Annotated in this window: 24 protein-coding genes; 13 read left to right on the forward strand and 11 right to left on the reverse strand. The window is 75.1% G+C overall.

Features of this window, described 5'->3' with window-relative positions; translation table 11 throughout:
- The first annotated feature begins 7 nt into the window (after positions 1 to 7).
- The 7 genes from E1O70_RS06345 to E1O70_RS06375 all read left to right on the forward strand — a co-directional run bounded on the left by E1O70_RS06345 (position 8) and on the right by E1O70_RS06375 (position 7,040).
- Positions 8 to 1,159, forward strand: a complete 1,152-nt coding sequence (locus tag E1O70_RS06345) for a serine hydrolase domain-containing protein (RefSeq protein ID WP_061268370.1) — start codon at positions 8 to 10, stop codon at positions 1,157 to 1,159.
- A 104-nt stretch (positions 1,160 to 1,263) separates the two neighbouring features.
- Entirely contained in the window at positions 1,264 to 1,998 is a 735-nt protein-coding gene (locus E1O70_RS06350) for a DedA family protein (RefSeq protein ID WP_082774614.1), read from the forward strand.
- A 187-nt stretch (positions 1,999 to 2,185) separates the two neighbouring features.
- Positions 2,186 to 3,019: a hypothetical protein gene (locus E1O70_RS06355; RefSeq protein ID WP_061268369.1), complete on the forward strand. Its 834-nt coding sequence runs from the start codon at positions 2,186 to 2,188 to the stop codon at positions 3,017 to 3,019.
- An 80-nt stretch (positions 3,020 to 3,099) separates the two neighbouring features.
- Positions 3,100 to 4,302, forward strand: a complete 1,203-nt coding sequence (locus E1O70_RS06360) for a MalY/PatB family protein (RefSeq protein ID WP_043652185.1) — start codon at positions 3,100 to 3,102, stop codon at positions 4,300 to 4,302.
- A gap of 87 nt (positions 4,303 to 4,389) precedes the next feature.
- Positions 4,390 to 4,680, forward strand: coding sequence for a DUF1905 domain-containing protein (locus tag E1O70_RS06365; RefSeq protein WP_061268368.1), 291 nt, complete (start codon positions 4,390 to 4,392; stop codon positions 4,678 to 4,680).
- A 150-nt stretch (positions 4,681 to 4,830) separates the two neighbouring features.
- The gene (locus E1O70_RS06370; protein ID WP_061268367.1) at positions 4,831 to 6,327 is read left to right on the forward strand and encodes a hypothetical protein; all 1,497 of its coding nucleotides are present in this window, start codon (positions 4,831 to 4,833) and stop codon (positions 6,325 to 6,327) included.
- Positions 6,324 to 7,040, forward strand: a complete 717-nt coding sequence (locus tag E1O70_RS06375; RefSeq protein WP_061268366.1) for a hypothetical protein — start codon at positions 6,324 to 6,326, stop codon at positions 7,038 to 7,040. Before E1O70_RS06370 ends, E1O70_RS06375 begins: the two co-directional genes overlap by 4 nt.
- Before the next feature lie 19 nt (positions 7,041 to 7,059).
- On the opposite strand, the gene E1O70_RS06380 is transcribed toward E1O70_RS06375, so the two are convergent.
- The 3 genes from E1O70_RS06380 to E1O70_RS20380 are packed head-to-tail and all read right to left on the reverse strand — an operon-like array spanning position 7,060 to position 8,721.
- Entirely contained in the window at positions 7,060 to 7,635 is a 576-nt protein-coding gene (locus E1O70_RS06380; protein WP_061268365.1) for a hypothetical protein, read from the reverse strand.
- On the reverse strand, positions 7,632 to 8,144 hold the full coding sequence (locus E1O70_RS06385; protein ID WP_061268364.1) for a signal peptidase I: 513 nt from the start codon (positions 8,142 to 8,144) through the stop codon (positions 7,632 to 7,634). The genes E1O70_RS06380 and E1O70_RS06385 overlap by 4 nt, the downstream gene beginning before the upstream one ends.
- A gap of 34 nt (positions 8,145 to 8,178) precedes the next feature.
- Positions 8,179 to 8,721 carry a hypothetical protein gene (locus E1O70_RS20380; protein ID WP_021483509.1) on the reverse strand — a complete coding sequence of 181 codons (543 nt, stop codon included), beginning with the start codon at positions 8,719 to 8,721 and terminating at the stop codon, positions 8,179 to 8,181.
- Between the two features lie 285 nt (positions 8,722 to 9,006).
- Between E1O70_RS20380 and E1O70_RS06395 the strand changes: the two genes are divergently transcribed.
- The gene (locus E1O70_RS06395) at positions 9,007 to 10,986 is read left to right on the forward strand and encodes a penicillin-binding transpeptidase domain-containing protein (protein WP_082774613.1); all 1,980 of its coding nucleotides are present in this window, start codon (positions 9,007 to 9,009) and stop codon (positions 10,984 to 10,986) included.
- A gap of 493 nt (positions 10,987 to 11,479) precedes the next feature.
- Entirely contained in the window at positions 11,480 to 12,955 is a 1,476-nt protein-coding gene (locus E1O70_RS06400; RefSeq protein ID WP_061268413.1) for a dicarboxylate/amino acid:cation symporter, read from the forward strand.
- 83 nt (positions 12,956 to 13,038) lie between these two features.
- Here the strand turns inward: E1O70_RS06400 and E1O70_RS06405 are convergent, their stop codons facing one another.
- From E1O70_RS06405 to E1O70_RS06430, 6 genes are all read right to left on the reverse strand, one after another.
- A complete protein-coding gene (locus tag E1O70_RS06405; protein ID WP_061268363.1) occupies positions 13,039 to 13,347 on the reverse strand; it encodes an SHOCT domain-containing protein in 309 nt (102 codons plus the stop codon).
- Between the two features lie 151 nt (positions 13,348 to 13,498).
- Positions 13,499 to 14,164, reverse strand: a complete 666-nt coding sequence (locus E1O70_RS06410; RefSeq protein WP_061268362.1) for a response regulator — start codon at positions 14,162 to 14,164, stop codon at positions 13,499 to 13,501.
- Positions 14,161 to 15,405, reverse strand: a complete 1,245-nt coding sequence (locus E1O70_RS06415; RefSeq protein WP_061268361.1) for a sensor histidine kinase — start codon at positions 15,403 to 15,405, stop codon at positions 14,161 to 14,163. The genes E1O70_RS06410 and E1O70_RS06415 overlap by 4 nt, the downstream gene beginning before the upstream one ends.
- 122 nt (positions 15,406 to 15,527) lie before the next feature.
- Positions 15,528 to 16,007, reverse strand: a complete 480-nt coding sequence (locus E1O70_RS06420) for an SRPBCC family protein (protein ID WP_061268360.1) — start codon at positions 16,005 to 16,007, stop codon at positions 15,528 to 15,530.
- A 154-nt stretch (positions 16,008 to 16,161) separates the two neighbouring features.
- Positions 16,162 to 16,626: a hypothetical protein gene (locus E1O70_RS06425; RefSeq protein WP_034655328.1), complete on the reverse strand. Its 465-nt coding sequence runs from the start codon at positions 16,624 to 16,626 to the stop codon at positions 16,162 to 16,164.
- A 127-nt stretch (positions 16,627 to 16,753) separates the two neighbouring features.
- Positions 16,754 to 17,683: a quinone oxidoreductase family protein gene (locus tag E1O70_RS06430; protein WP_061268359.1), complete on the reverse strand. Its 930-nt coding sequence runs from the start codon at positions 17,681 to 17,683 to the stop codon at positions 16,754 to 16,756.
- Positions 17,684 to 17,860: 177 nt separating this feature from the next.
- On the opposite strand from E1O70_RS06430, the gene E1O70_RS06435 reads away from it, so the two are divergent.
- Positions 17,861 to 18,244 carry a TraR/DksA family transcriptional regulator gene (locus E1O70_RS06435; protein WP_061268358.1) on the forward strand — a complete coding sequence of 128 codons (384 nt, stop codon included), beginning with the start codon at positions 17,861 to 17,863 and terminating at the stop codon, positions 18,242 to 18,244.
- Positions 18,245 to 18,343: 99 nt separating this feature from the next.
- Here the strand turns inward: E1O70_RS06435 and E1O70_RS06440 are convergent, their stop codons facing one another.
- Both E1O70_RS06440 and E1O70_RS06445 read right to left on the reverse strand, forming a co-directional pair.
- Positions 18,344 to 19,108: a glucose 1-dehydrogenase gene (locus E1O70_RS06440; RefSeq protein ID WP_061269402.1), complete on the reverse strand. Its 765-nt coding sequence runs from the start codon at positions 19,106 to 19,108 to the stop codon at positions 18,344 to 18,346.
- 125 nt (positions 19,109 to 19,233) lie between these two features.
- Entirely contained in the window at positions 19,234 to 19,896 is a 663-nt protein-coding gene (locus E1O70_RS06445; protein WP_163186606.1) for a TetR/AcrR family transcriptional regulator, read from the reverse strand.
- 176 nt (positions 19,897 to 20,072) lie between these two features.
- Here E1O70_RS06445 and gad point away from each other — a divergent pair, with 176 nt between their 5' ends.
- The 3 genes from gad to lysX are packed head-to-tail and all read left to right on the forward strand — an operon-like array spanning position 20,073 to position 26,488.
- Positions 20,073 to 21,479 (forward strand): glutamate decarboxylase, encoded by a 1,407-nt coding sequence (gad, locus tag E1O70_RS06450; RefSeq protein WP_061269400.1) that lies wholly within the window; start codon positions 20,073 to 20,075, stop codon positions 21,477 to 21,479.
- Between the two features lie 27 nt (positions 21,480 to 21,506).
- Positions 21,507 to 23,150, forward strand: coding sequence for a glutamate/gamma-aminobutyrate antiporter GadC (gene gadC / locus E1O70_RS06455; protein ID WP_082774848.1), 1,644 nt, complete (start codon positions 21,507 to 21,509; stop codon positions 23,148 to 23,150).
- Entirely contained in the window at positions 23,147 to 26,488 is a 3,342-nt protein-coding gene (gene lysX, locus E1O70_RS06460) for a bifunctional lysylphosphatidylglycerol synthetase/lysine--tRNA ligase LysX (protein WP_082774847.1), read from the forward strand. The genes gadC and lysX overlap by 4 nt, the downstream gene beginning before the upstream one ends.

A 26,488-nucleotide genomic window follows, 5' to 3' on the forward strand; every position in this document is an offset into this window, starting at 1 on the left:
TCGGGCCATGACCGCGCTCGACGACGCCGCTCTCGCCGCCCTCGACACGCACCTGCGCTCCGCCGCGGACGCCGACGACTTCTCCGGCGTCGTGCGGGTCGAACGCCACGGCGAGGTGCTCCTCGAACGCGCCTACGGCGTCGCGTCGCGCCGCTGGGGCGTCCCGGTCCGCACGAGCACGCGGTTCGACGTCGCGTCCGTCACCAAGCTCTTCACCGCCGTCGCGGTGCTCCAGCTCGTGGGCGACGGCCGGCTCGGGCTCGACGACCGCGTCCACGACCACGTGGACCTTGCGGGCACGACCATCCCGCGCGAGGTGACGATCCGGCACCTGCTGACCCACACGTCGGGCATCGCGGACGACGCCGACGAGGAGGCGGGGGAGTCGTACGAGGAGCTGTGGGTCGACCGACCGAGCTACTCCGTGACGCGCACGGCAGACTTCCTGCCCGGGTTCGTCCACAAGGAGCCGAACTTCGCGCCCGGCGAGGGGTGTCGCTACTGCAACGTCGGCTATGTCCTCGCCGGCCTCGCGCTGGAGTCCGTCACCGGGACGACGTACCGCGACCACGTCCGCGAGCACGTGTTCGCGCGCGCGGGCATGGACCGCTCCGGGTTCTTCCGCATGGACGAGGCCGAGCCGGACGTCGCGGAGGGCTGGGAGCCCGTGCACGAGGGCCCGGACGACGACGGCCCCGTCACCGGGTGGCGGCAGAACGTCTACTCCTACCCGCCCGTCGGCTCGCCCGACGGCGGCGCGCACGTCACGGCGCGCGACCTCGCCCGGTTCTGGGCGGCGGTGCGCGGCGGCGAGCTCCTCCCGCCCGACCTCACGCGCGCGTTCCTCACCCCGCAGGTGCTGCACGACGACGGCGCGGACGACACGGACGGGGCCGAGCCCGCCCCGAGCGTGCACTACGGCTTCGGGCTCGAGTTCGAGCTGCTCGCCGACGGGTCGGTGCGCTCGGCGTACAAGGACGGCATCAACACCGGGGCGAGCGCCATCCTGCGCCACTACCCGGACCCGGTGGCCGCCGCGGACGGCCCGGACGCGTCGCCGCAGGCCGGGGCGCCGGGCGTGACGGTCGTCGTGCTGTCGAACAGCGAGGCGGGCGCCTGGGACCCGATCCGCCGCCTCGACGAGCTCGTCCGCGGCTGAGCGGGCCGGTCCTCCGCGCGTCCCGCGCCTCCGCACGAGACCTCCACACCCTCCCGGCCGCATCGGCGCTCGCGCCACGGACCGCTCGCCTAGGCTCGTGACCCATGCCCTCCGGACTCTCCGCCGCCCTGACGGCCGCCGTGCCCGCCGCCACGACGGCGGAGCCCGCTCTCGACGGCGTCGCCGGCTGGGCGGTCAACCTCATGGAGACCCTGGGCCCGGTCGGGGCCGCGATCGCCATCGCCCTCGAGAACCTGTTCCCGCCGCTGCCGAGCGAGATCATCCTGCCGCTCGCGGGCTTCACGGCGAGCCAGGGGAGCTTCGGGCTCGTCGAGGCGATCCTGTGGACGACGGCGGGGTCCGTCGTCGGCGCCCTCGCGCTCTACACGGTCGGGGCGATCATCGGGCGCGAGCGCACGCGGTGGATCGCGGAGCGCCTGCCGCTCGTCAAGGTCGAGGACGTCGACCGCACCGAGCAGTTCTTCCTCCGGCACGGCAGCGCGACGGTCTTCTTCGGCCGCTTCATCCCCATCTTCCGCAGCCTCATCTCGATCCCCGCTGGCGTCGAGCGCATGCCCCTGTGGAAGTTCACCGCGCTCACCACCGCCGGCAGCGCCGTGTGGAACACGATCTTCGTCTACGCCGGGTACGCGCTCGGCGAGCAGTGGCACGTCGTCGAGGAGTACGCGGGCGTCCTGCAGAAGGTCGTCATCGCCGTCGTCGCGGCGGCGGTCGTGTGGTTCGTCGTGACGCGCGTCTGGCGCTGGGTGCACGACGACGAGCGGCCCGCCCACGCGCGCGGCCGTCGGGACGCGGCGCCCGCGCGCGACGAGGCCTGACCACCGCGACCACGCGCGACGGCGCCTGACCGCCTCGCCCGGACGTCCGGAGCCGTAGGCCCGCCCGCGCGGTGCGCGCCGCGGTGGCGGATGATCGGAACGTGCCCGCCCCGACCGAACGGCCCAGCGTGCCCGTGCGCGCGGCCCGCGTCGCGCCCGCCGCGGGCGACGGCCTCGGGGTCGCGTCGTGATCCTCTCGCTGCTCGCCGCCGTGGCCGCGAGCCTCCTGTACGCGGTGAGCACGATCATGCAGGCCGTCGCGACGCGCCGGGCCCACGGCCTCGCGGCCGTGGCCCAGCCGCTCGTCGTCGGCGGGCTCGTGGTCGACGGCGTCGGCTGGCTCCTCTCCCTCCTCGCCCTGGACCACCTGCCGCTCTTCGTGGTGCAGGCGGTCGTCGCGGCGTCGCTCGTCGCCGTCGTGCTGCTCGCCCGCCTCGTGCTCGGCGCGACGCTGCGTCGCACGGACGTCGTGTCGATCGGCGTCGTCGTCGCGGGGCTCGTGGTGCTGGCGCTCGCGGCGGGGGAGCAGCCCGCGACGCACCCGCCGGCCGGGTTCACGACCTGGGTCAACGTCGCCGGGGTGGCCGTGGCGGTCGGCACCGCCGCCGCGTACCGACGCGGGCACCCCGTGCTGCTCGCCGTCCTGGGCGGCCTCGGCTACTCGGTCGCCGCCGTGGCGGCGCGCGGCGCGCACGCGTCCGGCGACCTGCTCGACACCGTGCTCCAGCCGCTCGCCCTCGCGATCGTGCTCGGCGGCGTCGCGGGCGCGCTCGCCTACCTGCGCGCCCTGGAGCGGGGCGCGGTGGGGACGGTCGCCGCGACGGTCTCCGTGATCGAGGTGCTCGCCCCGGGGATCGTCGGCCTCGCCGTGCTCGGCGACGTCGTGCGGTCGGGCTGGGCGGCGCCCGCCGTCGTGGCGACGCTGGCCGCCGTCGGGGGGTGCGTCGTGCTCGCGACGAGCCCGGCGAACGCCGCGGCCGAGGAGGGCGCGCCCGCGGCGACGGAGCCCGAGCCCGCCTAGGGTGGGCCGGGTCGGCCGACCGGGGCAGGCCCGCCGACCGGTGCCGGGCAGACGCTCGGCCCGCACCGAGGAGGGGCACGATGCGCACACCGTTGGACGTCCTCACGCTCGACGAGCTGCGCCGTCGGACGTCGGTGAAGTGGCGCACCTTCGCCCCCGACGTGCTGCCGCTGTTCGTCGCCGAGATGGACGTCGCGCCGTGCGACGCGGTCGTGGACGCCGTGACGGCCGCCCTGCGCTCGGGCGACACCGGGTACGACGTCGGCACCGCGTACGGCGAGGCGTACGCGCGCTTCGCCCGGCGCCGCTGGGGCTGGACGCCCGACGCGGCGACGTCGCGCACGCTGCCCGACGTCATGGTCGCGATCGTCGAGGTGCTGCGCGTCCTCACGTCCCCGGGCGACGCGGTCGTCGTCAACCCGCCCGTGTACCCGCCGTTCTACGGCTTCACCGCGAACGAGGGGCGCCGCGTCGTCGACGCGCCGCTGGGCACCGACGGGCGTCTCGACCTCGACACCCTGGAGCGGGCGTTCGCCGACGCGACCGGTGCCGCCGCGAACGGTGACGGCCCGGGGAGCGGGCGCCGCGCCGTCTGGCTCGTGTGCAACCCGCAGAACCCGACGGGGACCGCGCACACGCGCGCGGAGCTGGCGGACGGCCTGGCGCTCGCCGCGCGGTACGGGGTGCGCGTCGTGGCGGACGAGATCCACGCGCCCCTCACGCGGCCCGGGCTCGACGGGCGCCCCGCGACGACCCACACGCCGCTCCTCACCGTCCCCGGGGCGGGATCGGCCGTCGCGATCGTCTCCGCGTCGAAGGCGTGGAACCTGCCGGGCCTCAAGGCGGCGGCGGCCGTCGCCGGCCCGGACGCCGCCGACGACCTGCGGCGCATCCCCGAGGAGGCGAGCCACGGCGTCCAGCACGTGGCCGTGCTCGCGCACGTCGCGGCGCTCGACCACGGCGAGGCGTGGCTCGACGACGTCCTCGCGGGCGTCGAGCGCAACGCGTGGCTCCTCGCCGACCTGCTCGCGGAGCATCTGCCCGCGGTGCGCTACCGGCCCGGCGAGGCGACGTACCTCGCGTGGCTCGACGCGCGCGGTCTGCCCGGCCCGGCGGGTGCGGACCCCCGGTCGTGGTTCCTCGACCGCGCGCGCGTCGCGCTGGAGGACGGGCGCCGGTTCGGCCCCGGCGGGCAGGGGCACGTCCGCCTCAACCTCGCGACGGGCGTCGACGTGCTCACCGAGGCGGTCGAGCGCATGGGCACGTCGGTGCGGGACGCCTGAACGTCGCTCGACCACGACCGACGAGTTCTCGGCCCTCGGCCGGTCAGACCCCCCGACCACGACCGCACGACCCACCGGAGCACTCCCATGTCGTTCGAGCCCGTCCTCCTCGACCACACGTTCACCGCGCCCGTCGGCGTCGACGTCAAGGGCGACACGTGGCCCTGCGTGGAGGTGCCCGGGGCGCGCGAGCTCTTCGGGTCGCTGCGCGCGGTCCGCGTGGACGCGACCGTCGACGACGTCGCGCTGCGCAACGCGGGGCTCATGCCGACCGGGTCGGGCGGGCTGATGCTGTCGCTCAACGCCGGCGTGCGCAAGCGCCTCGGCAAGGACGTCGGTGACACGGTGGTGGTGCGGCTGGAGCGCCGCCTGAGCTGAGGCGCGCCGCCGCGCCCGCCCTGTCCGGGCATGGGCAGTTGTCCCCATCGCGGCGGTCGACCCGGCCGCGTACCGTCGGCGTGCGACCGTCGAGGACGAAGGCGTCGACGCGTGCGCGTGAGGGGACGCGCAGGGGCGGGAGGGGACGGCATGAGCGGGATGTGGGGCGCCGACGTCCGTGCGCTGCGCGCGCTCGCGTCCGGCCTGCGCTCCGGCGCCGACGCGCTGCGGACCCATCGCGCGCAGGTGGCGGCCGTCGTCGAGGCCGCGACCCGGTGGGACGGGCCCGACGCCGCGCAGTTCCGCAGCGCGTGGGCCAGCACGCTCGGGCCCTCGCTCACCGGCACCGCGAGCCTCCTCGACGCCGCCGCCGACCGCCTCGCTACGGACGCCGACCAGCAGGAGTCCGCGAGCGCCGACGGCGGCGCCCTCGCGGGCCCGGGCGGCGCGCCCACGTCCGGCCCGAGCGGGCCGCAGCAGACCGTCCCCACGCCGACGCCTGGCGAGTACGCCGCGATGGACGCGGGCGAGCGCGCCGCGTGGCTCGAGAACGCGACGGACGCGCAGGTCGCGGCGCTCTACGACCAGATGGTGCGCCTCGGTGTCGACCCCGACTCCCCGGGGTTCGCGGAGCTCGCCGTCACGCACTGGACGCGCGTCGCCGCGGGCGAGGCGGGGTTCGACTTCGCCGACTGGGACCCGTCCGCGGGGGCGTCGGCCAACCGCGAGATCATCGAGAGCGTCTACACGTACTACGGCGAGCTCTACCTGGACAACCCGTGGATGCAGTGGGCCGGCATGGCCGCGATGATCGGGCCGTCGTTCGCCGCCGGGTTCTTCGACCTCGACATGATGCGGCAGCTCGCGCAGGGCGTCGCGAGCGGCGCCCGGGCGCTGCCGCCCGGCGTCGACCGGGCGGCGCTCGAGGCGATCGCGACGATGTCGGACGCCGAGCTCGGCTTCTACGAGAACCAGTTCCTGTCGATGCAGCGCGAGATCTTCGTGGACCAGGCCGTCATGCACGAGGCGTACCTGAACGGCGGCATGCAGGAGATGGAGCGGCTGCTCGAGGCCGGCGTCATCGACGGCGCCGCGTACCAGGCGTGGGCGGACGTCGAGGCCGGCCGGGCGGGCGACGCGCAGGCGCTCGCGGACGGCAACACCGCCCTGCTGTGGCGCGAGCAGAACCAGATCATCGCCGACGACTGGCAGACCATGCGCGACCACCCGGTCACCGGCGAGGCGTTCACGTACCTCATGACGCTCGTCGGCGAGCCGTCGATCCCCGGCGCGGGCACGTACGCGCAGCACGACCCCTTCACGGTCAGCGTCGAGACGCCCGGCCCGGAGAACCTCGGGATCCCGTTCACGGGCATCACGTTCGACAACCCGGTGCAGGGCACCGTGACCGTGGAGACGCCGCTGCCGGGCGGGAACATCGCCGACCAGGCGACCCGCTGGGAGTACATCTCGAACGACACGCTGCCCGCCTACCAGCAGCTCGTCACGCAGCACCCGGACCAGGCGGCGCAGATCATCGGCACCGACGTCTCGGACCGGATCGCCGACTACCGGCTCACCAACCCCGCCCGCATCGGGCGCATCCTTGACAGACTGACCGAGTGGGACGTGGACGTGGACCAGTGAGCCGGGGGTTCCGTCGCGCGCACGGGACGGCGCCGAGGGCCGGCGTCGCCGCGGTCCTGCTCGCGGGGGCGCTCGCCGGGTCTCTCGTGCTGACGGGGTGCACGGTGACGTTTGGCGACCCGGACGACGCGGCCACCGGACCGGGCGGGACGACCGCCCCGGGCGGCCCGACGTCGTCGGGCGGTTCGGGCGGCGAGGGCGGCGGGGGCGAGGCGGGCACGACGACGATCGACGACATCGAGAGGGGCGAGACCGTGCGCTGGGACGTGAGCAGGCCGATCACCGCGGAGTCCGTCGGGCTGGGCGAGTCGATGGCCGTCGTGCAGGTGCCGGACGGCGCGGCCGAGGTCGAGGTGACGCTCCCCGACGGCACGTGGACCACGACGGCCGAGGAGCTGACGATCCAGCCCCGGCGCGGGTACGTGAGCGCGATCAACGTCTTCCGCACGCTCTCCGGCGGGCAGGCCGTGCACGACCAGCTCGTGGCCGACGCGCAGGTGCTGGGCTTCCCCCGGTCGCAGGTCGACCGGTGGCTCGACGAGCTGCCCGCGTCGCTCGACGCGTCGCGCGCGGGCGGGACGCGGGCCCGCACGGGCATCAACGGGTCGAACGGCGACGTCGAGACGTCCGTGCAGATCAGCCACGAGCCCGGGCCGGGGGGCGACGCGTCGGTGCGCCTCTGGTACGTCATCAGCCCGGTCACGCCGGACTGACGTCCACGGCGGACGCGCGTCACGGGCAGGCCGACGTGCCCCCGCCGCCCTGCTCGGCGACCTGGAAGTAGATCGGGTTCTGCCAGTCGGCGCCCTCCCCGCGCACGCGCGGCAGGTCGGCGCAGGTCCAGCCCTGCTGCGGGGTGAACTGGCCCCCGGCGACGACGTGGGCGCCGCTCCACCGCCACGAGGTCTCCTGGCCGGTCGCGGCCCGGAGGTCGACGTCGAAGGACACCGACCGCGTGCCCGCGGGCACGGTGAAGGCCACGTAGTAGTTGCGGACCTGGCTCCCCGGCTCGCCCCACGTCTCGAACGAGATCGAGCGGACCGTGCAGCCGGAGAGGACGGTGCGACCCTCGCCGCGCGCGACGCACGTGCCGGCCGTCGTCGTCTGCCACCGGCCGGCGGAGACGGGCGCGGCGGCCTGGGCCTGGTCCGTCCACGCGGCCGTCGTGGGCTCGACGGCCGCGTGGGCGACCCCCCACCACGACACCGTCACGAGGGTCAGGACCGCGAGGAACAGGCTCAGCGTGCGGCGCCCGGCCGTGGGACCGGCGGTCCCGCCGGCCCTCCGGCCGGTCCGGGTGCCGGTCACCGGTGGACCGGCACGCGCCGCGGTGCGGGCGGGACGAGCAGGGTGAGGCCGAGCAGGCCGAGCAGGCCGACGAGGAGGGGGACTGCCACGGCGGGGGTCGTCAGACGCACGATCGCGGTGCCCCAGCCGGCGAGCTGGACCGCGGGCTTCCAGACGTCGCCCGAGGCGGTGTAGTCCAGGGCGTCCGCGTAGGCGTTGTTGTCGCCCTTCATGCTGACCGTGTACTGGTCGTCGCCCGTCTGCTCGACGGCCTCGACGCGGTGGGTCACCAGGTCGCCGGTCAGCTCGCTGGGCAGGCTCACCACGTCGCCGACGGCCAGGTCGGCCGCCGGGACCGGCCGGGCGACCAGGAGGTCGCCCGTCATGATCCCCGGCTCCATCGATCCGGAGATCACGACGAGGGGCTTGATAAGGCCGGCCGCGGTCGCGCCCCACACCGCCCCGCACACCAGCCCGAAGGCGGCGAGGACCCACAGGACGAGGACGGCCCCGCGCCGCAGTACCTGCATCGGTGGTTCTCCTCCTCCTGCGTGCGGCGTCGGGTCAGGCCGTCGCGGTGGCGGAGACCGTGACGACGAGCGTCCCGGTGGCCCCCTGGTTCGACGGCGCCCAGTCGCTCGGTGCCGTGACGGTGAGCCGGAACTGGTCGCTGGACGTCCCGCCGGCGGCGTCGAGCGTCGTGGCGAGGCCGGAGACGGAGGCGGAGGGGTTCGTGGTGAACGTCGAGCCCGAGGCGAAGCGGACGCTGGACGTGAGCGCGGCCTTCACCGAGCTCTCGTTGCGCACCCACAGGTCGATCGTGCGCGTCTGGCCGGGCAGGAGGTTCGCGAGCGCGTCCGACGGCACGACGAGCTCGATGGCGTCCGGGTCGGCCGAGTCCTTCCAGGTCGTCCCGTCCAGCGACCCCTGGAGGTCGAAGGTCGCGGCCGTCGCGGGCGCCGCGAAGAACGCGTTGTCGGTCCAGGCGGCGCTGGTGAGCGCCGCCCCGATGCCGCCGACGGCAAGTGCCGCCAGCCCGAAGGCGGCGAAGGCGCGGCGCTTGTCGCGGCGCGGGGCGGGGGTCGTCTCGGGGGTGTGGAGAGTCATGACTCGAAAAGTACGGAGTCCTCCTCAACTCTGGCGCACCTGTTCCTCAGGAAAAGCGCAGGATCAGCCCGGGATCGCGGCGCGCGCCCGCACACCTGCGCAAAGACCGGGCGAGCGTGCGGGGAAGGGGAGCGCGTCGCGGCTCCGCGGGACGTGGGAGAAGTTGTGGGAGGTGAAGAAGCGGCGGACGAACCGGGCCGGTCCGTCCGTCGGTGCCGGCGGCGTCGGTGCCGTCGGGTAGCGTCCGTCTCGTCCCGAACGGCACGGAGCAGGGGAGCACAACGAGTGAGCAGCGTCGCGCACGGCCACGGTCGGTCCGGCACGCACGGCCGGTGGCGCGGGAGGGCCGCCCGCTGGACGACGGCCGCGGCGCTCGTCCTCGCCCTGCCCCTCGCGGCGTGCACGCCCGACCGCCCGGAGGCGTCCGACGCCGCAGCCGCGCTCGCCGACGCCCTCCAGGCCGGCGACGTGAGCGCGCTGGAGTTCCGCAACGGCGCCGCGAAGGACGTCCAGGGCCACCTGGAGGCGGTGCTCGAGCCGCTCGCGCCGTACGAGCGCACGGTCGAGGTGGAGTCGGTGGACGTCGACGAGGAGGGCGACGACGCGGGCGACCGCGCGACGGCGACGCTCGCCTACCGCTGGGAGGTCGCGGGCGACCAGGCCTGGGAGTACACCACCACGGCGGAGCTCACGTTCGCGGAGCCGGGCGAGGGCGAGGACGGCCCGGGCGCCTGGGACGTCGTGTGGGAGCCCGACGTGCTCGTCCCCGAGCTCGGCCAGGGCGGCCGGCTCGCGGTGAGCCGCGTGCCGGCGGTCCGTGCGGGCATCCTCGGCGCCGACGGCGTCCCCATCGTCGAGGACCGTCCCGTCTACCGGATCGGCGTCGACAAGACGCGCGTGGGCTCCGCCCAGTGGGACGGCGCGGCGCGGGCGCTCGCGGGCGTCGTCGGGCTGGACCCGGAGGAGTACGCGCAGCGCGTCGCGGGCGCCGGGGAGAGGGCGTTCGTCGAGGCCATCACCGTCCGCGCGGAGGACACCGCGGGCGTCGACGTCGACGCGGCGCGCGGCATCGAGGGCGTCGCGGTCATCGACGACGCGATCCCCCTCGCCCCGACGCGCGAGTTCGCGCGTCCCCTGCTCGGGCGCGTGGGCGAGGCGACGGCGGAGATCGTCGAGGAGTCCGAGGGCGCGGTCGCTGCGGGCGACCAGGTCGGTATCTCCGGCCTCCAGCGTCAGTACGACGAGCAGCTCCGCGGGGTGCCGGGCCTGTCGATCGAGGTCGTGCCGGGCGAGGCGGACGCGGACGCGGAGCCGACGGAGGTGTTCTCGGTCGATCCGGTGGACGGCGTGCCGCTGAGCACGACGCTGCGCCCGGACATGCAGGTCGCCGCCGAGGCGGTGCTCGCCGGGCAGGGACCGAGCGCGATCGTCGCGATCCAGCCCTCGACGGGCTCCGTGCTCGCGGCGGCGAGCTCGACCGCGGGCGAGGGTCTCTCGACCGCCACGACGGGCCAGTACGCGCCGGGATCGACGTTCAAGGTCGCGACGACGCTCGCGATGCTGCGCGCGGGCCTCACCCCGGACACGACCGTCTCCTGCCCGCCCACGCTGACCGTCGAGGGCCGCGAGTTCCAGAACGTGCCCGGCTACCCGACGGCGGCGCTCGGCGACGTGCCGCTGCGCACGGCGTTCGCGAACTCGTGCAACACGGCGATGATCGGGCAGCGGGAGGCCGTGTCGCAGCAGGCGCTGCACGACGCCGCCGCCTCGCTCGGGCTGGGCGTCGAGTCCGAGCTCGGCGCGCCCGCGTTCTTCGGCGACGTCCCGACCGACTCGCAGGGCACCGAGCACGCCGCGTCGATGATCGGGCAGGGCAAGGTCCAGGCCTCGCCTCTCGCGATGGCGACGGTCGCCGCGAGCGTCGCCGCCGGGCGCACGGTGGCGCCGGTCCTCGTCCACCCGGACGTGCAGACCGTCGCCGAGGAGCAGCCCGCCTCGACCCTCACCGAGCAGGAGGCGGCGACGCTGCGCGAGCTCATGCGCGGCGTCGTCACGGACGGCTCGGCGTCGATCCTCCAGGACCTCCCGGGCGAGCCCGGGGCGAAGACGGGCACGGCGCAGTACGGCGACGGCAGCCAGTCCCACGCGTGGATGATCGCGACGCAGGGCGACCTCGCGGTCGCCGTGTTCGTCGAGACGGGCGAGGGCGGCGCCGTCACGGCGGGGCCGCTCATGCACGCGTTCCTCGACGCGCCGAACGCCTGACGCCCGCCGCTCCGCGGCGGCCGGAATAGGTCCGGCCGCCGGACGGTTGTCCACGAGCGGGTATGATCGGTTGCCGCGGGCGTCCGTATGCCCGCGTCCAGCGAGAACCCACCGTTCCGGGAGAACCTCCGTGTTCGTCAGCGTGCCTGCCTGGCAGCTCACCCAGCGCCGCGACGTCGACCTCCGTCGAGTCGCCAGCGCGCTGTGTCGCTGACCCCCCGTCGCCGCTGACGCCTCCCCGCCTCCGCACACCCGTCAGGACCCTGGGTCGCCTCGCGACCTGAGCCGCTCTGACGCGCGTGGCGCGCACCCCGTCAGGCCGCAGGCCACCTCCGTGCCTGCGTCCCTGCCCGGGCCGCGCTGCTGCCGGCGCCCCGCGACGACGTCCCGAGCCCCTCTCCCGAGAGCGGGCGCTCGTGCGCCCGCGACACCCGAAAGGTCCCCCGTGTCCTCGACCCCCTCACCGGCCTCCTCCAAGGCCGGCTCGCAGCAGGTGAGCCAGGCCCCGGCCGCCGCACCCGCCACGAAGAAACGCCGGTTCCCCTCGTTCAGCGTCCAGATCCTGCTGGGCCTCGCGGTCGGCGTCGGCCTCGGTGCCCTCGCCCTCGCCATGGGCCCGCAGGACGCGGCCGGCGAGGTTCCCAACGGCCTGACCACGACGCTCGACACCGTCGGCTCCTCGTTCGTCACGCTGCTCAAGGCCGTCGTCCCGCCGCTCATCTTCACCGCGATCGTCGCGTCGATCGCGAACCTGCGCACCGTCACCAACGCCGCGCGCCTCGCCGGCCAGACGCTCCTGTGGTTCGCCATCACCGCGGCGATCTCCGTGGCCGTCGGCATCGGCCTGGGCCTGCTGTTCAACCCGGGCCAGAACGCCTCGGTGTCCGTCGACGACGCCTACGAGGCCGGCCGCACCGGCACGTGGCTCGACTTCCTCACCGGCCTCATCCCGGGCAACGTCCTGGGCCTCGGGGCGTCGACCCGCCTGACGACCGGGGACGACGGCGCGCTGACGGGTGCCGCCGAGACCTCGGTGAACTTCAACGTCCTGCAGATCCTCGTCGTCGCGCTGGTGATCGGCATCGCCGCGCTCAAGTCGGGCAAGAAGGCGGACCCGTTCCTCGCGTTCAACCGCTCCGCGCTCGCGATCGTGCAGAAGGTGCTGTGGTGGATCATCCGCCTCGCGCCGATCGGCACCGCCGGCCTGATCGGCTACGCCATCGCGGCGTACGGCTGGACGTCGCTCGCGTCGCTCGCGTGGTTCGCCGTCGCGATCTACGTCGGCCTCGCGGTCGTGCTGTTCGTCGTCTACCCGATCCTGCTGCGCACCAACGGCCTGAAGATCTCGAGCTACTTCCGCGGCGCGTGGCCCGCGATCCAGCTCGCGTTCGTCTCGCGCTCCTCGATCGGCACGCTGCCCGTGACGCAGCGCGTCACCGAGCGCAACCTCGGCGTGCCGAGCGAGTACGCGTCGTTCGCCGTGCCGCTGGCCGCGACCACCAAGATGGACGGTTGCGCCTCGATCTACCCGGCCATCTCGGCGATCTTCGTCGCGCAGATCTTCGGCATCGACCTGTCGATCACCGACTACCTGCTCATCGCGTTCGTGTCCGTCGTCGGCTCCGCCGCGACCGCGGGCCTCACCGGCGCGATCGTCATGCTGACCCTCACGCTCTCGACCGTGGGCCTGCCGCTCGCGGGCGTGGGCCTGCTGCTCGCGATCGACCCGATCCTCGACATGGGCCGCACCGCGGTCAACGTCGCGGGCCAGGCGCTCGTGCCCACGATCGTGGCGAAGCGCGAGGGCATCCTCGACCTCGAGCAGTACGAGGCCGCCACCGCCGAGGATCTCTTCGTGGACGAGGACGACGACGCGTCGTCCGAGGCGACCGCGGAGTCCCCGGCACCGGCCGAGACCGGGGAGGCCACGCCGTCGGGCACCAAGGAGCGCGTGGGCGCCTCCGCCTGACGCCGACCAGGCGATCCCTCGCCGTCGAGCACGACGTTGCTGCCGTTGTCCGCGGGATGACGGCAGCAACGTCGTTCTCGGCGTCAGGGGTGGGGGTGGCCCTCGCGCAGGACGGCGAGGCGCGAGCGGTACTCCTGCTCGTCGATCTCGCCGCGCGCGTACCGCTCGCCGAGGATCGCGACCGGGTCAGGGCCGGGGGCGCGCCAGCCGCCGGGACCGCCCGGGCCCCAGCCGCGCCGCGCGCGGCGGGCGAGCAGGAAGACCACGGACGCGAAGAGCAGGAACCACAGCAGGGGGAACACGAACCACCACGGCCCGGGCCCCCAGCCGGGGTGGGCCGCGGACGCGACGGCCTCCGTGGGGACCACGGCCCCGGTGAGTGCGGTGAGCATGACGACCTCCGGTGTCGGTGCGCCTCGCCGGTCCCGGCGAGGGCGGCCGTCCGCCGGCCGCACCCCCAGGCTCGCGCCCGCCCGACGCCGCGTCGTCACCCGGGCGTGCCGACCTCGCTCGTCCCCGGGTACCGCCGCGACGGTCGGAGGCTCAGCCCGCCCAGCCCGGACGGACGACGCCCGACTCGTACGCCGCGACGACGAGCTGCGCCCGGTCCCGCGCACCCAGCTTCGCCATGACCCGCGAGACGTGGGTCTTCACGGTCGACTCCGACAGGAAGAGCGACCCGGCGATCTCCTCGTTGGACAGCCCGCCCGCGACCTCGACGAGCACCTCGCGCTCGCGCGGCGTGAGCTCCTCGACACCACGCACCGGCCCGACGGCGCGCGTCGCGTCCGCGACCCGCGACAGCAGTCGCCGGGTCACGGTGGGCGAGAGCAGCGCGTCGCCCCGCGCCGCGACCCGCACCGCCCGGACGAGGTCGACGGGCTCGGTGTCCTTGACGAGGAAGCCGCTCGCGCCGCCGCGGATCGCGTCGGTCACGTACTCGTCGAGCTCGAACGTCGTGACGACCACGACGTGCACGTGCGACGCCGCGCGGTCCGCGACGATCCGGCGCGTCGCCTCCAGGCCGTCGAGACCGGGCATGCGGATGTCCATGAGCACGACGTCGGGCAGGTGCTCGAGCGCGAGGCGGACGGCGTCGTCGCCGGTCGCGGCCTCGGCGACGACGCGCATGTCGTCCTCGGAGTCGATGAGCGCGCGGAAGCCACCGCGCACGAGCGCCTGGTCGTCGGCCAGCACGACGTCGATCACGGTGCCTCCTCGCGCTGCGGCGGTGCGTCGTCGGCCGCGTCGGACCGTCCGGCGGTGCCCGGTCCGGGCGGGGAGCCCGGCCAGGGAAAGACTGCCCGCACGCGGAAGCCACGTCCAGAGGGGGACGGCGCCGGGCCGGCGGAGAGCGAGCCGCCGACGCTCTCGACGCGCTCGCGCATGCCCCGCAGGCCGTAGCCCGGCTCCGGCTCCGCGCCCGGGGCCGCGCCGTCGTCGGTCACGGTCACGGTCACCGTGCCGTGCGGCGCGGGACGCACCGCGACCCGCACGTCCGCCCGCGTGGCACCGTGCGCGTGCCGGCGCACGTTGGTCAGCGACTCCTGCACCACGCGGTAGACGACGCCCGCGAGCCGGTCGGGCAGTCCCGCGGCGGCCGGGTCGACGTCGAGCGCGACCGCGAGGCCGCCGCCCTCCGCCTGCCGCACGAGCCGGGGGAGCGCCGCGAGGTCCCACGTCGGGGCGAGAGGCGCGCCGTCGTCGCCCGCGTCGCCGCGCACGACGCCCAGCACCGCGCGCACCTCGTCGAGCGCCTCGGTGCTCGCGGCGCGGATCGCGGTGAGCGCACCGCGGGCCTGCTCGGGGTCGCGGTCGAGCAGGTGCAGGCCGACGCCCGCCTGGACGGTGATCGCGGACAGCGAGTGCGCGAGCACGTCGTGGACCTCGCGCGCGATCCGCAGGCGCTCGTCGGCGACGGCGGTCCGCTCCCGCTCGGCGCGCGCGGCGCGCTCCGCCTCGCGCGCCGCGGCGAGGCGCGCGGACCGGTCGCGGACCGTCCCGGCGACGAGCAGCACGACGACGGTCCACGCGGTCCCGCCGAGCAGCGTCGCCGGGGGCGGCGCGTCCGGGCGCAGCGCCGCCGCCGTGACCACCGCGCCCGCCAGGAGCACCGCCCCGCCCCACGCGACCCGGCGCGCGCGCACCGCGTGCCCGCTGAGCAGCACCCCCACGAGCACGCCCACGGGACCGGCGAGCACCGGGCCCCACGCGTACCCGGCGACGAGGAACGCGCCCGCGGCACCCACGGACACGACGACGGCGACGACCGGCCACCGCACGAGGAGCACGAGGGCGAGCGGGGGCACGAGGAGGAGCGCGAGCGCCGCCGCGTCGAGCGGCCGGGCACCGGGCTGGCCGTGCGTCGCGCCCGCCGTGCCGACGACCGCGACCACCGCGAGCACCACGGCGAGGAACGCCCGGGGGCGGCGGCGGTCGAGCGGGCCCATGCGTCGCACGCTACGCCGCGCGCGGCCGGGCCGCGTCCGACCGGGGTGCCGGGCGACGTCGTCCCGGGGTGCCGGGCCGCGTGGCCCCGGGTGCCGCGCGGCGGCGGACGGGGGCGCGGGCGTCAGGCGCCGTCGTGCACCGCGTCGAGCACGACCGGGTCGGCGCACCCGCGCGCGAAGCCGGCGATGCGCCGGTCGACGTCGCGCTGGAGCACCCACGACCCGACGCGCTCGGCGACCGGGGCGAGCCAGCGTGGCCGGCACCGGAAGCTGTACCGCCACGTCGCGCGCGTGCCGCCGGCCGGGTCGGGCGCGAAGCGCCAGCCGCCCGCGAGGTTCTCGAAGAACCACGACCCGCGGACCATGCGCATGCCGACGTTGGTCGGCGGGTTGTACGAGACGTACTCGCTCACCATGGACAGCCCGCTGCGGTGGCGGGTGAAGGTCCGCACGCCCTTCGCGGGCGCGGTCGCGCCGTCGAGGAAGTGCTGGTGGCGGATGAAGGGGTCCCAGCGCAGGCGGACGGCGCCCGTCGTCTGCGAGACGGCGAACGCCGTCGCGGGGTCGACGGGGACCACGAGCGAGGACTCGACGACGGGCATGGTCGGATGCTCCCACGCCGGGCGGCGCCTCGCCGCCCGCCTCAGGACGCGGCGAGCCCGGCACCGGCGCGCCCCCCGACGCGAGCAGGCCCTGGACGCGAGGACGGCCCGCCCCTCGACGAGGGACGGGCCGTCCGGACCGCGGCGCGTGGCGTCAGGACGCGAAGGCGTACCCGGCCTCGACACACTGGGCGCGGAACGCGTCGAGCGACTCCTGGAGCTTCGACGTGCTGACCGTCTCGCCCTGGACGGCGGCCTCGAAGGGCGCCTTGATCCCGTTGAGGTTCTCCTGGAGCTCCGGGTCGGCGAAGTTCTGCACCGCGGCGATGCGCTCGCGCGTCGTGTAGATCGCGGCGGCGGCGTCCTCGTCGTCCGGCGTGGCGAGCAGCGGCGTCGTCTCGGTGACGAGGCGCTCGGCGGAGTACTCGCCGCCGTAGAAGGTGCTGCACGTCGTGGTGACGGCGACGACGGTCGGCGTGACCTCGGGGGCCGCCTCGGTCGTGGTCTCGGTCGCGGGGGTGGTCGCCGCGTCGTCGCTCGCCGGGTCGGTCGGCGAGGCGCAGGACGCCAGCAGGAGGGCACAGGAGAGCGCCGCGGTGGCGGCAAGAAGCTTACGCATGCTAACGATTCCACACTCTGGCGCACGCGGGGCGCAAGAAGATTGAGCGGGCGCCGGGGCGGGAGCCGCGGAATCCCGCGGCTCCTGCGGTGAGCTTGTGCTCAGCGTCACAAAGGAGCGCGCCGCGTCACACGACGTCGAGGACGACCTTCCCCCGCACGTGCCCCTCGGCGACGAGGCGGAGCGCCTCCGCGGCCTCGGCGAGCGGGAACCGGGCCGAGATCTCCGCCCGGAGCCGCCCGTCCTCCGCGAGCGCGAGCACCTCGTCGAGGGCGCCCTTCGCGTCGACCTTGTCGGCGATCCCGGCGGCGCGCGAGGCGTCCGTCCCGACGACGGTCACGGCGCTCGGCGGGTCGTCGGCGTCGGCGGAGGAGAGGTGCTCGCCCAGCAGCGCGACGGTCGCGGCCACGGTCTCCTCCGTGCCGACGAGGTCGACGACGACGCTCACCTCGTCGAGCCCGTCGGGCAGCGCGCGGACCGCGTCGACGAGCCCCGGGCCGTACGCGACGGGCGTCGCACCGAGGCCGCGCACGTAGTCGTGGTTCGCGGGCGAGGCCGTCCCGACGACGCGGGCACCGAGCGCGGTGGCGATCTGCACCGCGGCGGACCCGACGCCACCGCTCGCGCCGTGCACGAGCACGACGTCCCCCTCGCCCGTGTCGGCCTGGACGAGCGCGGAGAACGCGGTCGCCGCCGCGACGGGCAGGACCGCGGCCTGGTCGAACGGGACGGACGACGGCTTGCGCCGCACGTGGTCGGCGCGGACGAGCGAGAGCTCCCGCTGCGCGCCCGTGCCGTGCCACACGACCTCGTCGCCGGGGGCGAGGTCCGGGACGTCGGGCCCGACGGCGTCGACCACCCCGGCCGCCTCGAACCCCAGCACGCCGGGGACGCGGCCACCGAACGCGCCGGCGAGCCGCTTGAGGTCCGCGGGGTTGACGCCGACGACGCGGTTCGCGACGCGCACCTGGCCGGGGCCGGGAGCGCCGACCTCCTCGTCGTCGACCCGCAGGCCCTCGGGCCCGCCGAACTCCTCGAAGACGACGACCGTGCTCATGCCGACCCCCGTGGTCTCGCCGTCGGTCGCCCACCGCGAGGGCGAGTCCGCGCGGTGGCCCCGGGGTGGCCGGGCGGTTCCACTCTTCCATCGCGGACCGCCGCTGTCATGCGGCGGACGTGGGCAGGAGTACCCGTCCGGGACGGTTTCACCCCGTCCCGAGCGTTGGGGAGGGTGATGACGACACCACCCGAGGACCCCGGCCACCCGCTCGACCCGCGGCCCGCGCGCGAGCGGCTGCTCGCCGTGCGCACGGAGGCGTCGGAGCGCCTGCGGGCGCTGCGTGCCGACGTCGCGGGCATCGTCGAGGCGTCGCGCGACTCCAACGCGGACGACGAGCACGACCCCGACGGCGCGACGATCGCGTTCGAGCGCGCCCAGGTGGACGCGCTCGCGCGCGACGCGGCCGCGCGGGTCGAGGAGGTCGACGCCGCCCTCGCGCGCCTGGACGCGGGGACCTACGGCGTCTGCGCGGGGTGCGGACAGCAGATCGCCGCCGGGCGCCTGGAGGCGCGCCCGACGGCGCGGACCTGCGTCGCGTGCGCGGCCGCGGTGCACTGAGCGACCGGGCCCGCCGCGACCGGGCCCGCCGCGACCGGGGCCGCCGCGACCGGGGCCGCCGCGACCGGGCCTGCCGCGACCGGGCCCGCCGCGGCGGGGTCAGAGCTGGCCGTGGCCCTTCTTCGACGGGACGCCGGCGATGAGGCCGCCGTCCACGACGAACTCCGAGCCCGTCGAGTACGACGCCTCGTCGCTCGCGAGGAAGACGATCATGCGCGAGACCTCCTCGGGCGCCGCGGGGCGGCCGAGCGGGATGAGGAGGTCGTCCGGGTTGAGCGACGCGGTCATGGGCGTCGAGATGAACCCGGGGTGCACCGAGTTGACGCGCACGCCGTACGGGCCGAGGTCGAGCGCGACGGACTTCGTCAGCCCGCGGACGCCGAACTTCGACGCGACGTAGCCGTGCAGGCCCGCGCTCCCGCGCATGCCCTCGACCGACGAGATGTTGATGATCGACCCCGCGCCGGCCTTCGCCATGATCGGCGACACCGCGCGGATCCCGAGGAACGTGCCGGTGAGGTTGATGTCGATGATCCGGCGCCAGGCGGCGACGTCGAACTCCGTGATGGGACCGCCGTTGGCGATGCCCGCGTTGTTGACGAGCACGTCGACGCGCCCGAACGCGTCGAGCGTGGCCGCGACGGCGGCCGCCCACTCGTCCTCGCTCGTCACGTCGAGGTGCACGTAGCGGGCGTCGGGGCCGAGCTCGCGCGCGAGCGCCTCGCCCTTCGCGTCGTCGAGGTCCGCGACCACGACCTTCGCGCCCTCGGCGACGAGCGCGCGCGCGTTCGTGACGCCCATGCCGCCGGTGCCGCCGGTGACGATCGCGACCTTGTTCTGCACCCTTCCGGGAGTGCTGCCCATGGTGGGGCTCCTTTCCTTGCCGGGCACGGCGGCGTCGGCCCGCCTCGTGAGCGGGGGCGTCGTCGCGCGGGTGGTGCGCACCTGCCCGCCGGGGACCGCGGTCGACCGGCGGAGGGGACGGCTCGTCAGGGCGACGGCGTGGTCCACCAGGCGGGCAGGGCGTCTCGGGCGACCCGCGGGAAGAGCCCGGGGTCACGGGGAGGGGGCGTGGCGAGCCACACCTCGAGCGCGCCGACCGTGCCGAAGCCGACGTACGTCGCGAACGCGCGCGCCGCGACGTCGGCCGTCGCGGTGGTCGTGGCTCCGGCCGACGGCTCGGCCGGGAGTCCCGCCGAGGTGCCGGCCGGGGCCGACGGCAGGAGGCCGGGGTGGGCGTGCAGGTGCTCGACGAGCGTGCCGGTGACGTGGCTCGCGAGCAGCCGGAACAGCGGCGCGCTGAGGCCGCCCTCGAGCGCGCGCTCGTAGACGGGGAGGTGGGCCTCGACGTGCACGACGAGCGCACGGCTCCAGTGGTCGACGACCTCGCGGGAGCGGGCGGCGACGTCGTCGGCCGTCTCGGCGGCCCGGACGTCGGCGAAGAAACGGTCGCGGATCGCGTCGAGCTCGGCGCCGAGCACGCGCGCGAGGAGCTCGGACGGGCTCGACGCGTGGTCGTAGAACGTCACGCGGTTGATCCCCGCCCGGGCCGCGACGGCGGACACCGTGAGCCGGGTGACGTCCTGCTCCGCGGCGAGCGCGAGGATCGCGGTCCGCAGGGCCGCGGCGGTGCGGGCGGTGCGCTTGTCCACGGCCACCTCCTCCGCGTCGTGCCGTGCGCTGCGTCGTCCTCGACGTTACGCCGAGGCAATCACTTAAGCAACAGGTGTTGCCTATCTCACTCGCCCAGAGGCGGTGCCGGGACCGCGGTCGTACCGTCGAGAGAGCGGCCGCAGGTCCGCGGCCACACCAACCCGAGGGGGCGGACATGGTCACGAACACGCGCCGGGCCGAGAGGCACACCGGAGAACCCGACGTCGTCGAGCTCAACCCGGTCTTCGCCAGACCGGGGGAGGCGACGGCGCTGCCCAAGTTCCGGTTCCCGGAGGACGAGTCCCTCCAGGAGACGGCGTACCAGATCGTCCACGACGAGGCGATGCTCGACGGGAACGCGCGGCTCAACCTCGCGACGTTCGTCGGCACGTGGATGGACGAGCACGCCGCGCGGCTGTACCTCGAGGCCGCCGACAAGAACATGATCGACAAGGACGAGTACCCGCAGACGGCGGCCGTCGAGACGCGGTGCTGGACGATGCTCGCCGACCTGTGGCACGCGCCCGACCCGGAGCACACCATCGGGACGTCGACCATCGGCTCGTCCGAGGCGTGCATGCTCGGCGGTCTCGCCCTCAAGCGGCGCTGGCAGCACGCGCGCCGCGCCGCCGGCAAGCCGACCGACCGTCCGAACCTCGTGCTCTCGAGCGCGGTCCAGGTGTGCTGGGAGAAGTTCTGCAACTACTTCGAGGTCGAGGCGCGCTACGTCCCGATCTCCGAGGACCACAAGGTCCTCGACGGCCACGACCTCGAGACGTACGTGGACGAGAACACGATCGGCGTCGTCGCCATCATGGGCGTGACCTACACCGGCATGTACGAGCCGGTCGCCGAGATCGCCGCGGCCCTCGACCGGATCCAGGAGTCCACCGGCCTGGACGTGCCCATCCACGTCGACGGCGCGTCGGGCGCGATGATCGCCCCGTTCCTCCAGCCCGACCTCGAGTGGGACTTCCGCGTCCCCCGCGTCGCGTCGATCAACACCTCGGGCCACAAGTACGGCCTCGTCTACCCGGGCCTCGGGTGGGTCGTCTGGCGCGACACGGAGTCGCTGCCGGAGGACCTCGTGTTCCGCGTGAGCTACCTCGGCGGGGACATGCCGACGTTCGCCCTCAACTTCTCGCGCCCCGGCGCGCAGGTGCTCCTCCAGTACTACCTCTTCCTGCGGCTCGGGCGCACCGGTTACGAGGCCGTGCAGCGCACGTCGCGCGACGTCGCGCTCTACCTGTCGGGCGAGATCGCGAAGATGCCCGCGTTCGAGCTGTGGAACGACGGCTCGGACATCCCCGTGTTCGCGTGGCGCCTGCGCGAGGGCCACACGAAGAACTGGGACCTCTACCACCTGTCGGAGCGGCTGCGCACCAAGGGCTGGCTCGTGCCCGCGTACCCCATGCCCGACGACCTCACGGACCTCACCGTCCAGCGCGTCGTCGTGCGCAACGGCTTCAGCCACGACCTGGCGTCCGCGTTCCTCGCGGACCTGCGCGACGAGGTCGCGCTCCTCGACGCCCTCACCGGCCCGATGCCGACCGAGGGCCAGCGCTCCAACTTCCACCACTGACCCGGGCGACCGCGGGAAGGACGGACCATGGCACAGGGGGCAGCACAGGATCCGCCCGGCGGCTCGGGACCTCACGTCCGGGCCGACGGCACGCACGCGCCGACGGCGGCGCACGTCCGGCCGCACCCGTACGGGTCGCCCGGCTCCCGGCAGCCGCCGGGCCACACGGGGCCCGCCATCGGGGCGCCCGCCGCGGGCGCGACGACGTTCATGTCGGTCGTGCAGCTCGCGATGCTCACCGTGGTGGTGGTCGCGTCGCTGCGCTCGCTGCCGGCGATGGCGTCGTACGGGCTCGGCTCGGTGACGCTCTTCATCGTCCCGGCGATCCTCTTCCTCGTCCCGACGGCGCTCGTCGCGGCCGAGCTCGCGACCGGCTGGAAGGGCGGCGTCTTCACGTGGGTGCGCGAGGCGTTCGGCGAGCGCGCCGGGTTCGTCGCGATCTGGCTCCAGTGGATCCAGAACGTCGTCTGGTACCCCACGCAGATCGCGTTCATCGCGGCGAGCCTGTCGTTCGTCGTGGGCGACCCCGGTCTCACGCAGAACGGCCTCTACACGGCCGTCGTGATCCTCGTCCTGTACTGGGGGTCGACGCTCATCACGCTCGCCGGCGGCAACCTGTTCGCCAAGGTCGGCTCGTGGAGCGGCGTCTTCGGCACGATCCTGCCCGCCGTCCTGCTCATCGTGCTCGGCGCGGTCTGGCTCGGCGCCGGCGAGCGCTCGGAGACGACGCTCGAGGCGTCCGCCGTCATCCCGCCGTGGACCGGGATCGCGTCCATCGTGCTCATCGTCTCGAACGTGCTCGCGTACGCGGGCATGGAGGTCAACGCGGTGCACGCGAACGACCTGCGCAACCCCGGTCGGGGCTTCCCGCGCTCGATCGCCATCGCGACCGTGCTGATCCTCGGTGTCTTCATCCTCCCGACGCTCGCGATCTCCGTGGCCGTCCCGAAGTCCGCGCTCGGCGTGACCGACGGGATCAACCTCGCGTTCAAGGCGTTCTTCGACCACTGGGGCATGAGCTGGGGCACCCCGGTCATCTCGCTCCTCATCGCCCTCGGGGCGTTCGCGTCGGTCGTCACGTGGATCGCCGGGCCGTCGCGCGGCCTGCTCGCCGCGGCTAGGACCGGCCTGCTCCCGCCCGCGCTCCAGCGTCGCAACAAGGCCGGGGTCCAGGTCGGGATCCTCGCGGTGCAGGGCGGGATCGTCACGCTGCTCGCGCTGCTGTTCGTCCTCGTGCCGAACGGCAACACGGCGTTCATCGCGCTGGTCGACATGGCAGCGGCGCTCTACCTCGTCATGTACATGCTCATGTTCGCCGCGGCGATCCGGCTGCGGCGCACCAAGCCCGACGTGGTGCGGACCTACCGCACGCCCGCGATGCGGTTCGTCGCGGGGCTGGGGTTCGTCGCGTGCGCGGCCGCGTTCGTGCTCGCGTTCGTCCGGCCGTCCGGCTTCAGCGGCCTCTCCGAGACCGCCTACCCGATCGTGGTCGCCGGGGTCGTCGTCGTGCTCGGCGGCCCGCCGCTCCTCTTCTACGCGCTGCGGCGCCCCACGTGGGATCGTCGTACCGCGGCGGAGCGGCAGACCGCCGACGACGTCCTCGTCAACCCGCCGACGCAGCCCGCGCCGGCGCCCGCCCGCACACCGCGCGACCCGGAGGAGACCACGTGACGGGTACCAGCACCGTCGGGCGCGAGACGCCCACCCCGGACGGCGGACGGCGCGCTCCAGCGCCGCCCGCCGTCGCGTCGCCCTGGGCCGAGGCGGTCGCACGCTGGGGCGGCCGGATCCTCGAGGTCTACGCGGTGTGGCTCCTCGTCGCGCTGATCCTCCGTCCCGTCGCGCACCACGCCGAGCGCCCGGTCGCCGAGGTCCTGTCGGTCACGAACGTGCCGTCGTACCCGTCGCTCTTCTCCGCGGTCGTGGTCGGGCTCGTCGCGAGCGGCTTCCTGCGCCGGCGCCGCGCCGCGCTGTGGTTCGTGGTCCTCGTCTGGCAGCTCCCGTCCGCGCTCGTCATGCTGCTCGCGATCGTGCTCGACCGGATCGACCCGGCGGCCGGCGTGCTCGACGACGTGCACTGGACGGCGTACGCGGGCGGGCTCGTCGGGCTCGTGCTCGTCGTGGTGCTCGTCGCCGCGCGCCACGCGTTCCCGGCCCGTATCGCCCGGGGTGCGTGGTGGACGGCGGCGCTCGTCCTCGTGCTCGGCCTCGCCGTCGCGACCGGCGTCGTGTGGGCGCTGCTCCAGGTCGTGCCGTCGAGCCTCGACGACCAGTCGGCGCGGCTCGGGTGGGCCCTGAGCGTCTCGGTCGGGCTGTCGCCGCACGAGGAGCCGTTCGCCATCGACGGCGGCGCGCCCGGCTGGCTCGCGCTCGTCGGCGGCCTGCTCGCGGGCGCCGCGCTGCTGCTCGCGGTGCTCGTGTTCCTGCGGACCGGTCCGCGCGACGCCGCACGCACCCCGGACGAGGAGCTCGCCGTGCGCCGTCTGCTCCTGGAGCACCCGAGCGACGACTCGCTCGAGTACTTCGCGACGCGCGACGACCGCGACGCGATCTTCTCCGGCGACGGCCGCGCCGCCGTGTCGTACCGCGTGGTGAGCGGCGTGCTGCTCGCCGCGGGCGACCCGCTCGGGGACCCGGCGTCGTGGCCCGACGCGATCGAGCGCACGCTCGCGTACGCGCGGCGCCACGGGTGGGCGCCCGGCGTGCTCTCGGCGAGCGAGAAGGGCGCGCGGGCCTACCGCGACGCCGGGCTCGCCGTCCTCACGATGGGTGACGAGGCGATCGTCGAGACGCGGTCCTTCGACCTCGCGTCGCCGTCGATGCGGCCCGTGCGGCACGCCGTCGCGCGGCCCCAGCGCGAGGGGTACACCGTGCGCCTGCGGCGGCAGCGCGAGATCCCGGCGGACGAGCTCGCGGCGCTCGCGCAGGCCGTCGACGCGTGGCGGCACGGCGAGGACGAGCGCGGCTTCTCGATGGCCCTGGAGCGCCTCGGCAGCCCGCGCGACCCGCGCGTGCTCGTCGTCACCGCGCACGACCGCGACGGCGCGCCGCGCGGCCTGCTCACGTTCGTCCCGTGGGGCCGCAAGGGGGTCTCGCTCGACTACATGCGTCGGTCTCCCGACGCGGTGCCGGGCGTCACGGAGCTCATGATCTCGACGCTCGCGAGCGAGGGCGCGGGCATGGCGATCGACCGGGTCTCGCTCAACTTCGCGATGTTCCGCGGCCTGATCGAGCAGGGCGAGTCGGTCGCGGCGAGCCCCTTCCAGCGTTTCCTGCGCCGCCTCGTCCTCACGGCCTCGCGCTGGTGGCAGCTCGACCAGCTGTACCGCTCGAACCAGAAGTACGAGCCGCGCTGGCGCACGCGCTACCTCTGCTACGCCGCCCCCGCCCAGCTCACGTCCGTGTCGCTCGCGGCGGGGCAGGCCGAGGGCTTCGTGCCGCAGTGGCCCGGCGCGCGCGGCGGCACCGGGAGCCAGCAGGTCGCGACGGCCGACGCCGCGCTCGGCGCCGCCGTGCGCGAGCAGGAGGACGCGCTGCTGGCGCTCGACGTCCCGACCCGGCGGCTCACCGACCAGGAGCGCGCCCGCCGCGCCAAGCTCGACGTGCTCGCGGCGGCCGGCATGCCCGCCTACCCCGTGGCCGTGCCGCGCACGCACCGGCTCGCCGACGTCGACGACCTGCTGCTCGGGCACGAGGTGTCCGTCTCGGGGCGCGTCGTGCGGCTCCGGGACCTCGGTGGCGTCGTCTTCGCCGTCCTGCGCGAGGAGAACCACGAGCGCCAGGTGATGCTCACCGCCGACGGCGCCGCCGACCTCGCGCTCTGGCGCCGCGTCGTCGACCTCGCGGACCAGGTGAGCGTCACGGGGACCGTCGCGCGCAGCCGGACGGGGGAGCTGTCCGTGCACGCGGGGTCGTGGGTCATGGCGTCGAAGTCGCTCAAGGCGCCACCGGACAAGTTCCGCGGGCTCGCCGACCCGGAGACGCGCATGCGCCTGCGCCACGTCGACCTCGCGCTCGACACGCGGTCGTCCGTGACGCTCCGCGGTCGCTCCGCCGCCGTGCACTCGCTGCGCTCGTCGCTCGTCGAGCGCGGCTTCATCGAGGTCGAGACGCCGATCCTGCAGCGCGTGCACGGGGGCGCGAACGCGCGGCCGTTCCGCACGCACATCAACGCGTACGACATGGACCTGTACCTGCGCATCGCCCCGGAGCTGTTCCTCAAGCAGCTCGCGATCGGCGGCATCGAGCGCGTCTTCGAGCTGGGCCGCAACTTCCGCAACGAGGGCGCCGACGCGACGCACAACCCCGAGTTCACGTCGCTCGAGGCGTACCAGGCGTTCGGCGACTACACGACGATGCGGCACCTCACGCGCGAGCTCGTCGTCGCGGCCGCGGTCGCGGTGCACGGCGACGCCGTGTCGCGCCGGCCCGACGGCAGCGAGGTCCGGCTCGACGGCGAGTGGCCCGTCGTCACCGTGCACGACGCCGTCTCGCGCGCCGTCGGCGCCGAGGTCACCCCGGACACCCCCGACGCGGAGCTGCACGCCCTGTGCGCCCGGCTCGGCATCGAGGTCGGCGAGGACGAGACGCACGGTGCGGTGGTCAACGAGATGTACGACCGCCTCGTCGAGGGCCAGACGGTCGAGCCGACGTTCTACACCGACTTCCCGGTCGAGACGTCGCCGCTCACCCGCGTGCACCGCCGCGACCCGCGCCTCGCGGAGCGCTGGGACCTCGTCGCGTTCGGCGCCGAGCTCGGCACCGCGTACTCGGAGCTCATCGACCCGATCGACCAGCGCGAGCGGTTCACGCAGCAGTCGCTCCTGGCGGCCGCGGGCGACCCGGAGGCCATGGAGATCGACGAGGACTTCCTCTCGGCGCTCGAGTTCGCGATGCCGCCCACCGGCGGGCTCGGCCTCGGTGTCGACCGCATCTACATGACCATCATCGGGGCGTCGATCCGCGAGACGCTCGCCTTCCCGTTCGTGAAGCCGCAGCGCCGGTCCTGA

Origin of the sequence: Cellulosimicrobium funkei (genome assembly GCF_004519295.1) — a bacterium.
Taxonomy (GTDB): Bacteria; Actinomycetota; Actinomycetes; order Actinomycetales; family Cellulomonadaceae; genus Cellulosimicrobium; species Cellulosimicrobium funkei.

Coding starts and splice junctions, on each gene's coding strand:
- E1O70_RS06385 (WP_061268364.1), bottom strand. CDS start 8,144: ATGCAGGTACTGCGGCGCGGGGCCGTCCTCGTCCTGTGGGTCCTCGCC.
- gadC (WP_082774848.1), top strand. CDS start 21,507: ATGGCACAGGGGGCAGCACAGGATCCGCCCGGCGGCTCGGGACCTCAC.
- E1O70_RS06435 (WP_061268358.1), top strand. CDS start 17,861: ATGACGACACCACCCGAGGACCCCGGCCACCCGCTCGACCCGCGGCCC.
- E1O70_RS20380 (WP_021483509.1), bottom strand. CDS start 8,721: ATGACTCTCCACACCCCCGAGACGACCCCCGCCCCGCGCCGCGACAAG.
- E1O70_RS06370 (WP_061268367.1), top strand. CDS start 4,831: ATGAGCGGGATGTGGGGCGCCGACGTCCGTGCGCTGCGCGCGCTCGCG.
- gad (WP_061269400.1), top strand. CDS start 20,073: ATGGTCACGAACACGCGCCGGGCCGAGAGGCACACCGGAGAACCCGAC.
- E1O70_RS06350 (WP_082774614.1), top strand. CDS start 1,264: ATGCCCTCCGGACTCTCCGCCGCCCTGACGGCCGCCGTGCCCGCCGCC.
- E1O70_RS06415 (WP_061268361.1), bottom strand. CDS start 15,405: ATGGGCCCGCTCGACCGCCGCCGCCCCCGGGCGTTCCTCGCCGTGGTG.
- E1O70_RS06365 (WP_061268368.1), top strand. CDS start 4,390: ATGTCGTTCGAGCCCGTCCTCCTCGACCACACGTTCACCGCGCCCGTC.
- E1O70_RS06430 (WP_061268359.1), bottom strand. CDS start 17,683: ATGAGCACGGTCGTCGTCTTCGAGGAGTTCGGCGGGCCCGAGGGCCTG.
- E1O70_RS06360 (WP_043652185.1), top strand. CDS start 3,100: ATGCGCACACCGTTGGACGTCCTCACGCTCGACGAGCTGCGCCGTCGG.
- E1O70_RS06420 (WP_061268360.1), bottom strand. CDS start 16,007: ATGCCCGTCGTCGAGTCCTCGCTCGTGGTCCCCGTCGACCCCGCGACG.
- E1O70_RS06425 (WP_034655328.1), bottom strand. CDS start 16,626: ATGCGTAAGCTTCTTGCCGCCACCGCGGCGCTCTCCTGTGCCCTCCTG.
- E1O70_RS06440 (WP_061269402.1), bottom strand. CDS start 19,108: ATGGGCAGCACTCCCGGAAGGGTGCAGAACAAGGTCGCGATCGTCACC.
- E1O70_RS06345 (WP_061268370.1), top strand. CDS start 8: ATGACCGCGCTCGACGACGCCGCTCTCGCCGCCCTCGACACGCACCTG.
- E1O70_RS06405 (WP_061268363.1), bottom strand. CDS start 13,347: ATGCTCACCGCACTCACCGGGGCCGTGGTCCCCACGGAGGCCGTCGCG.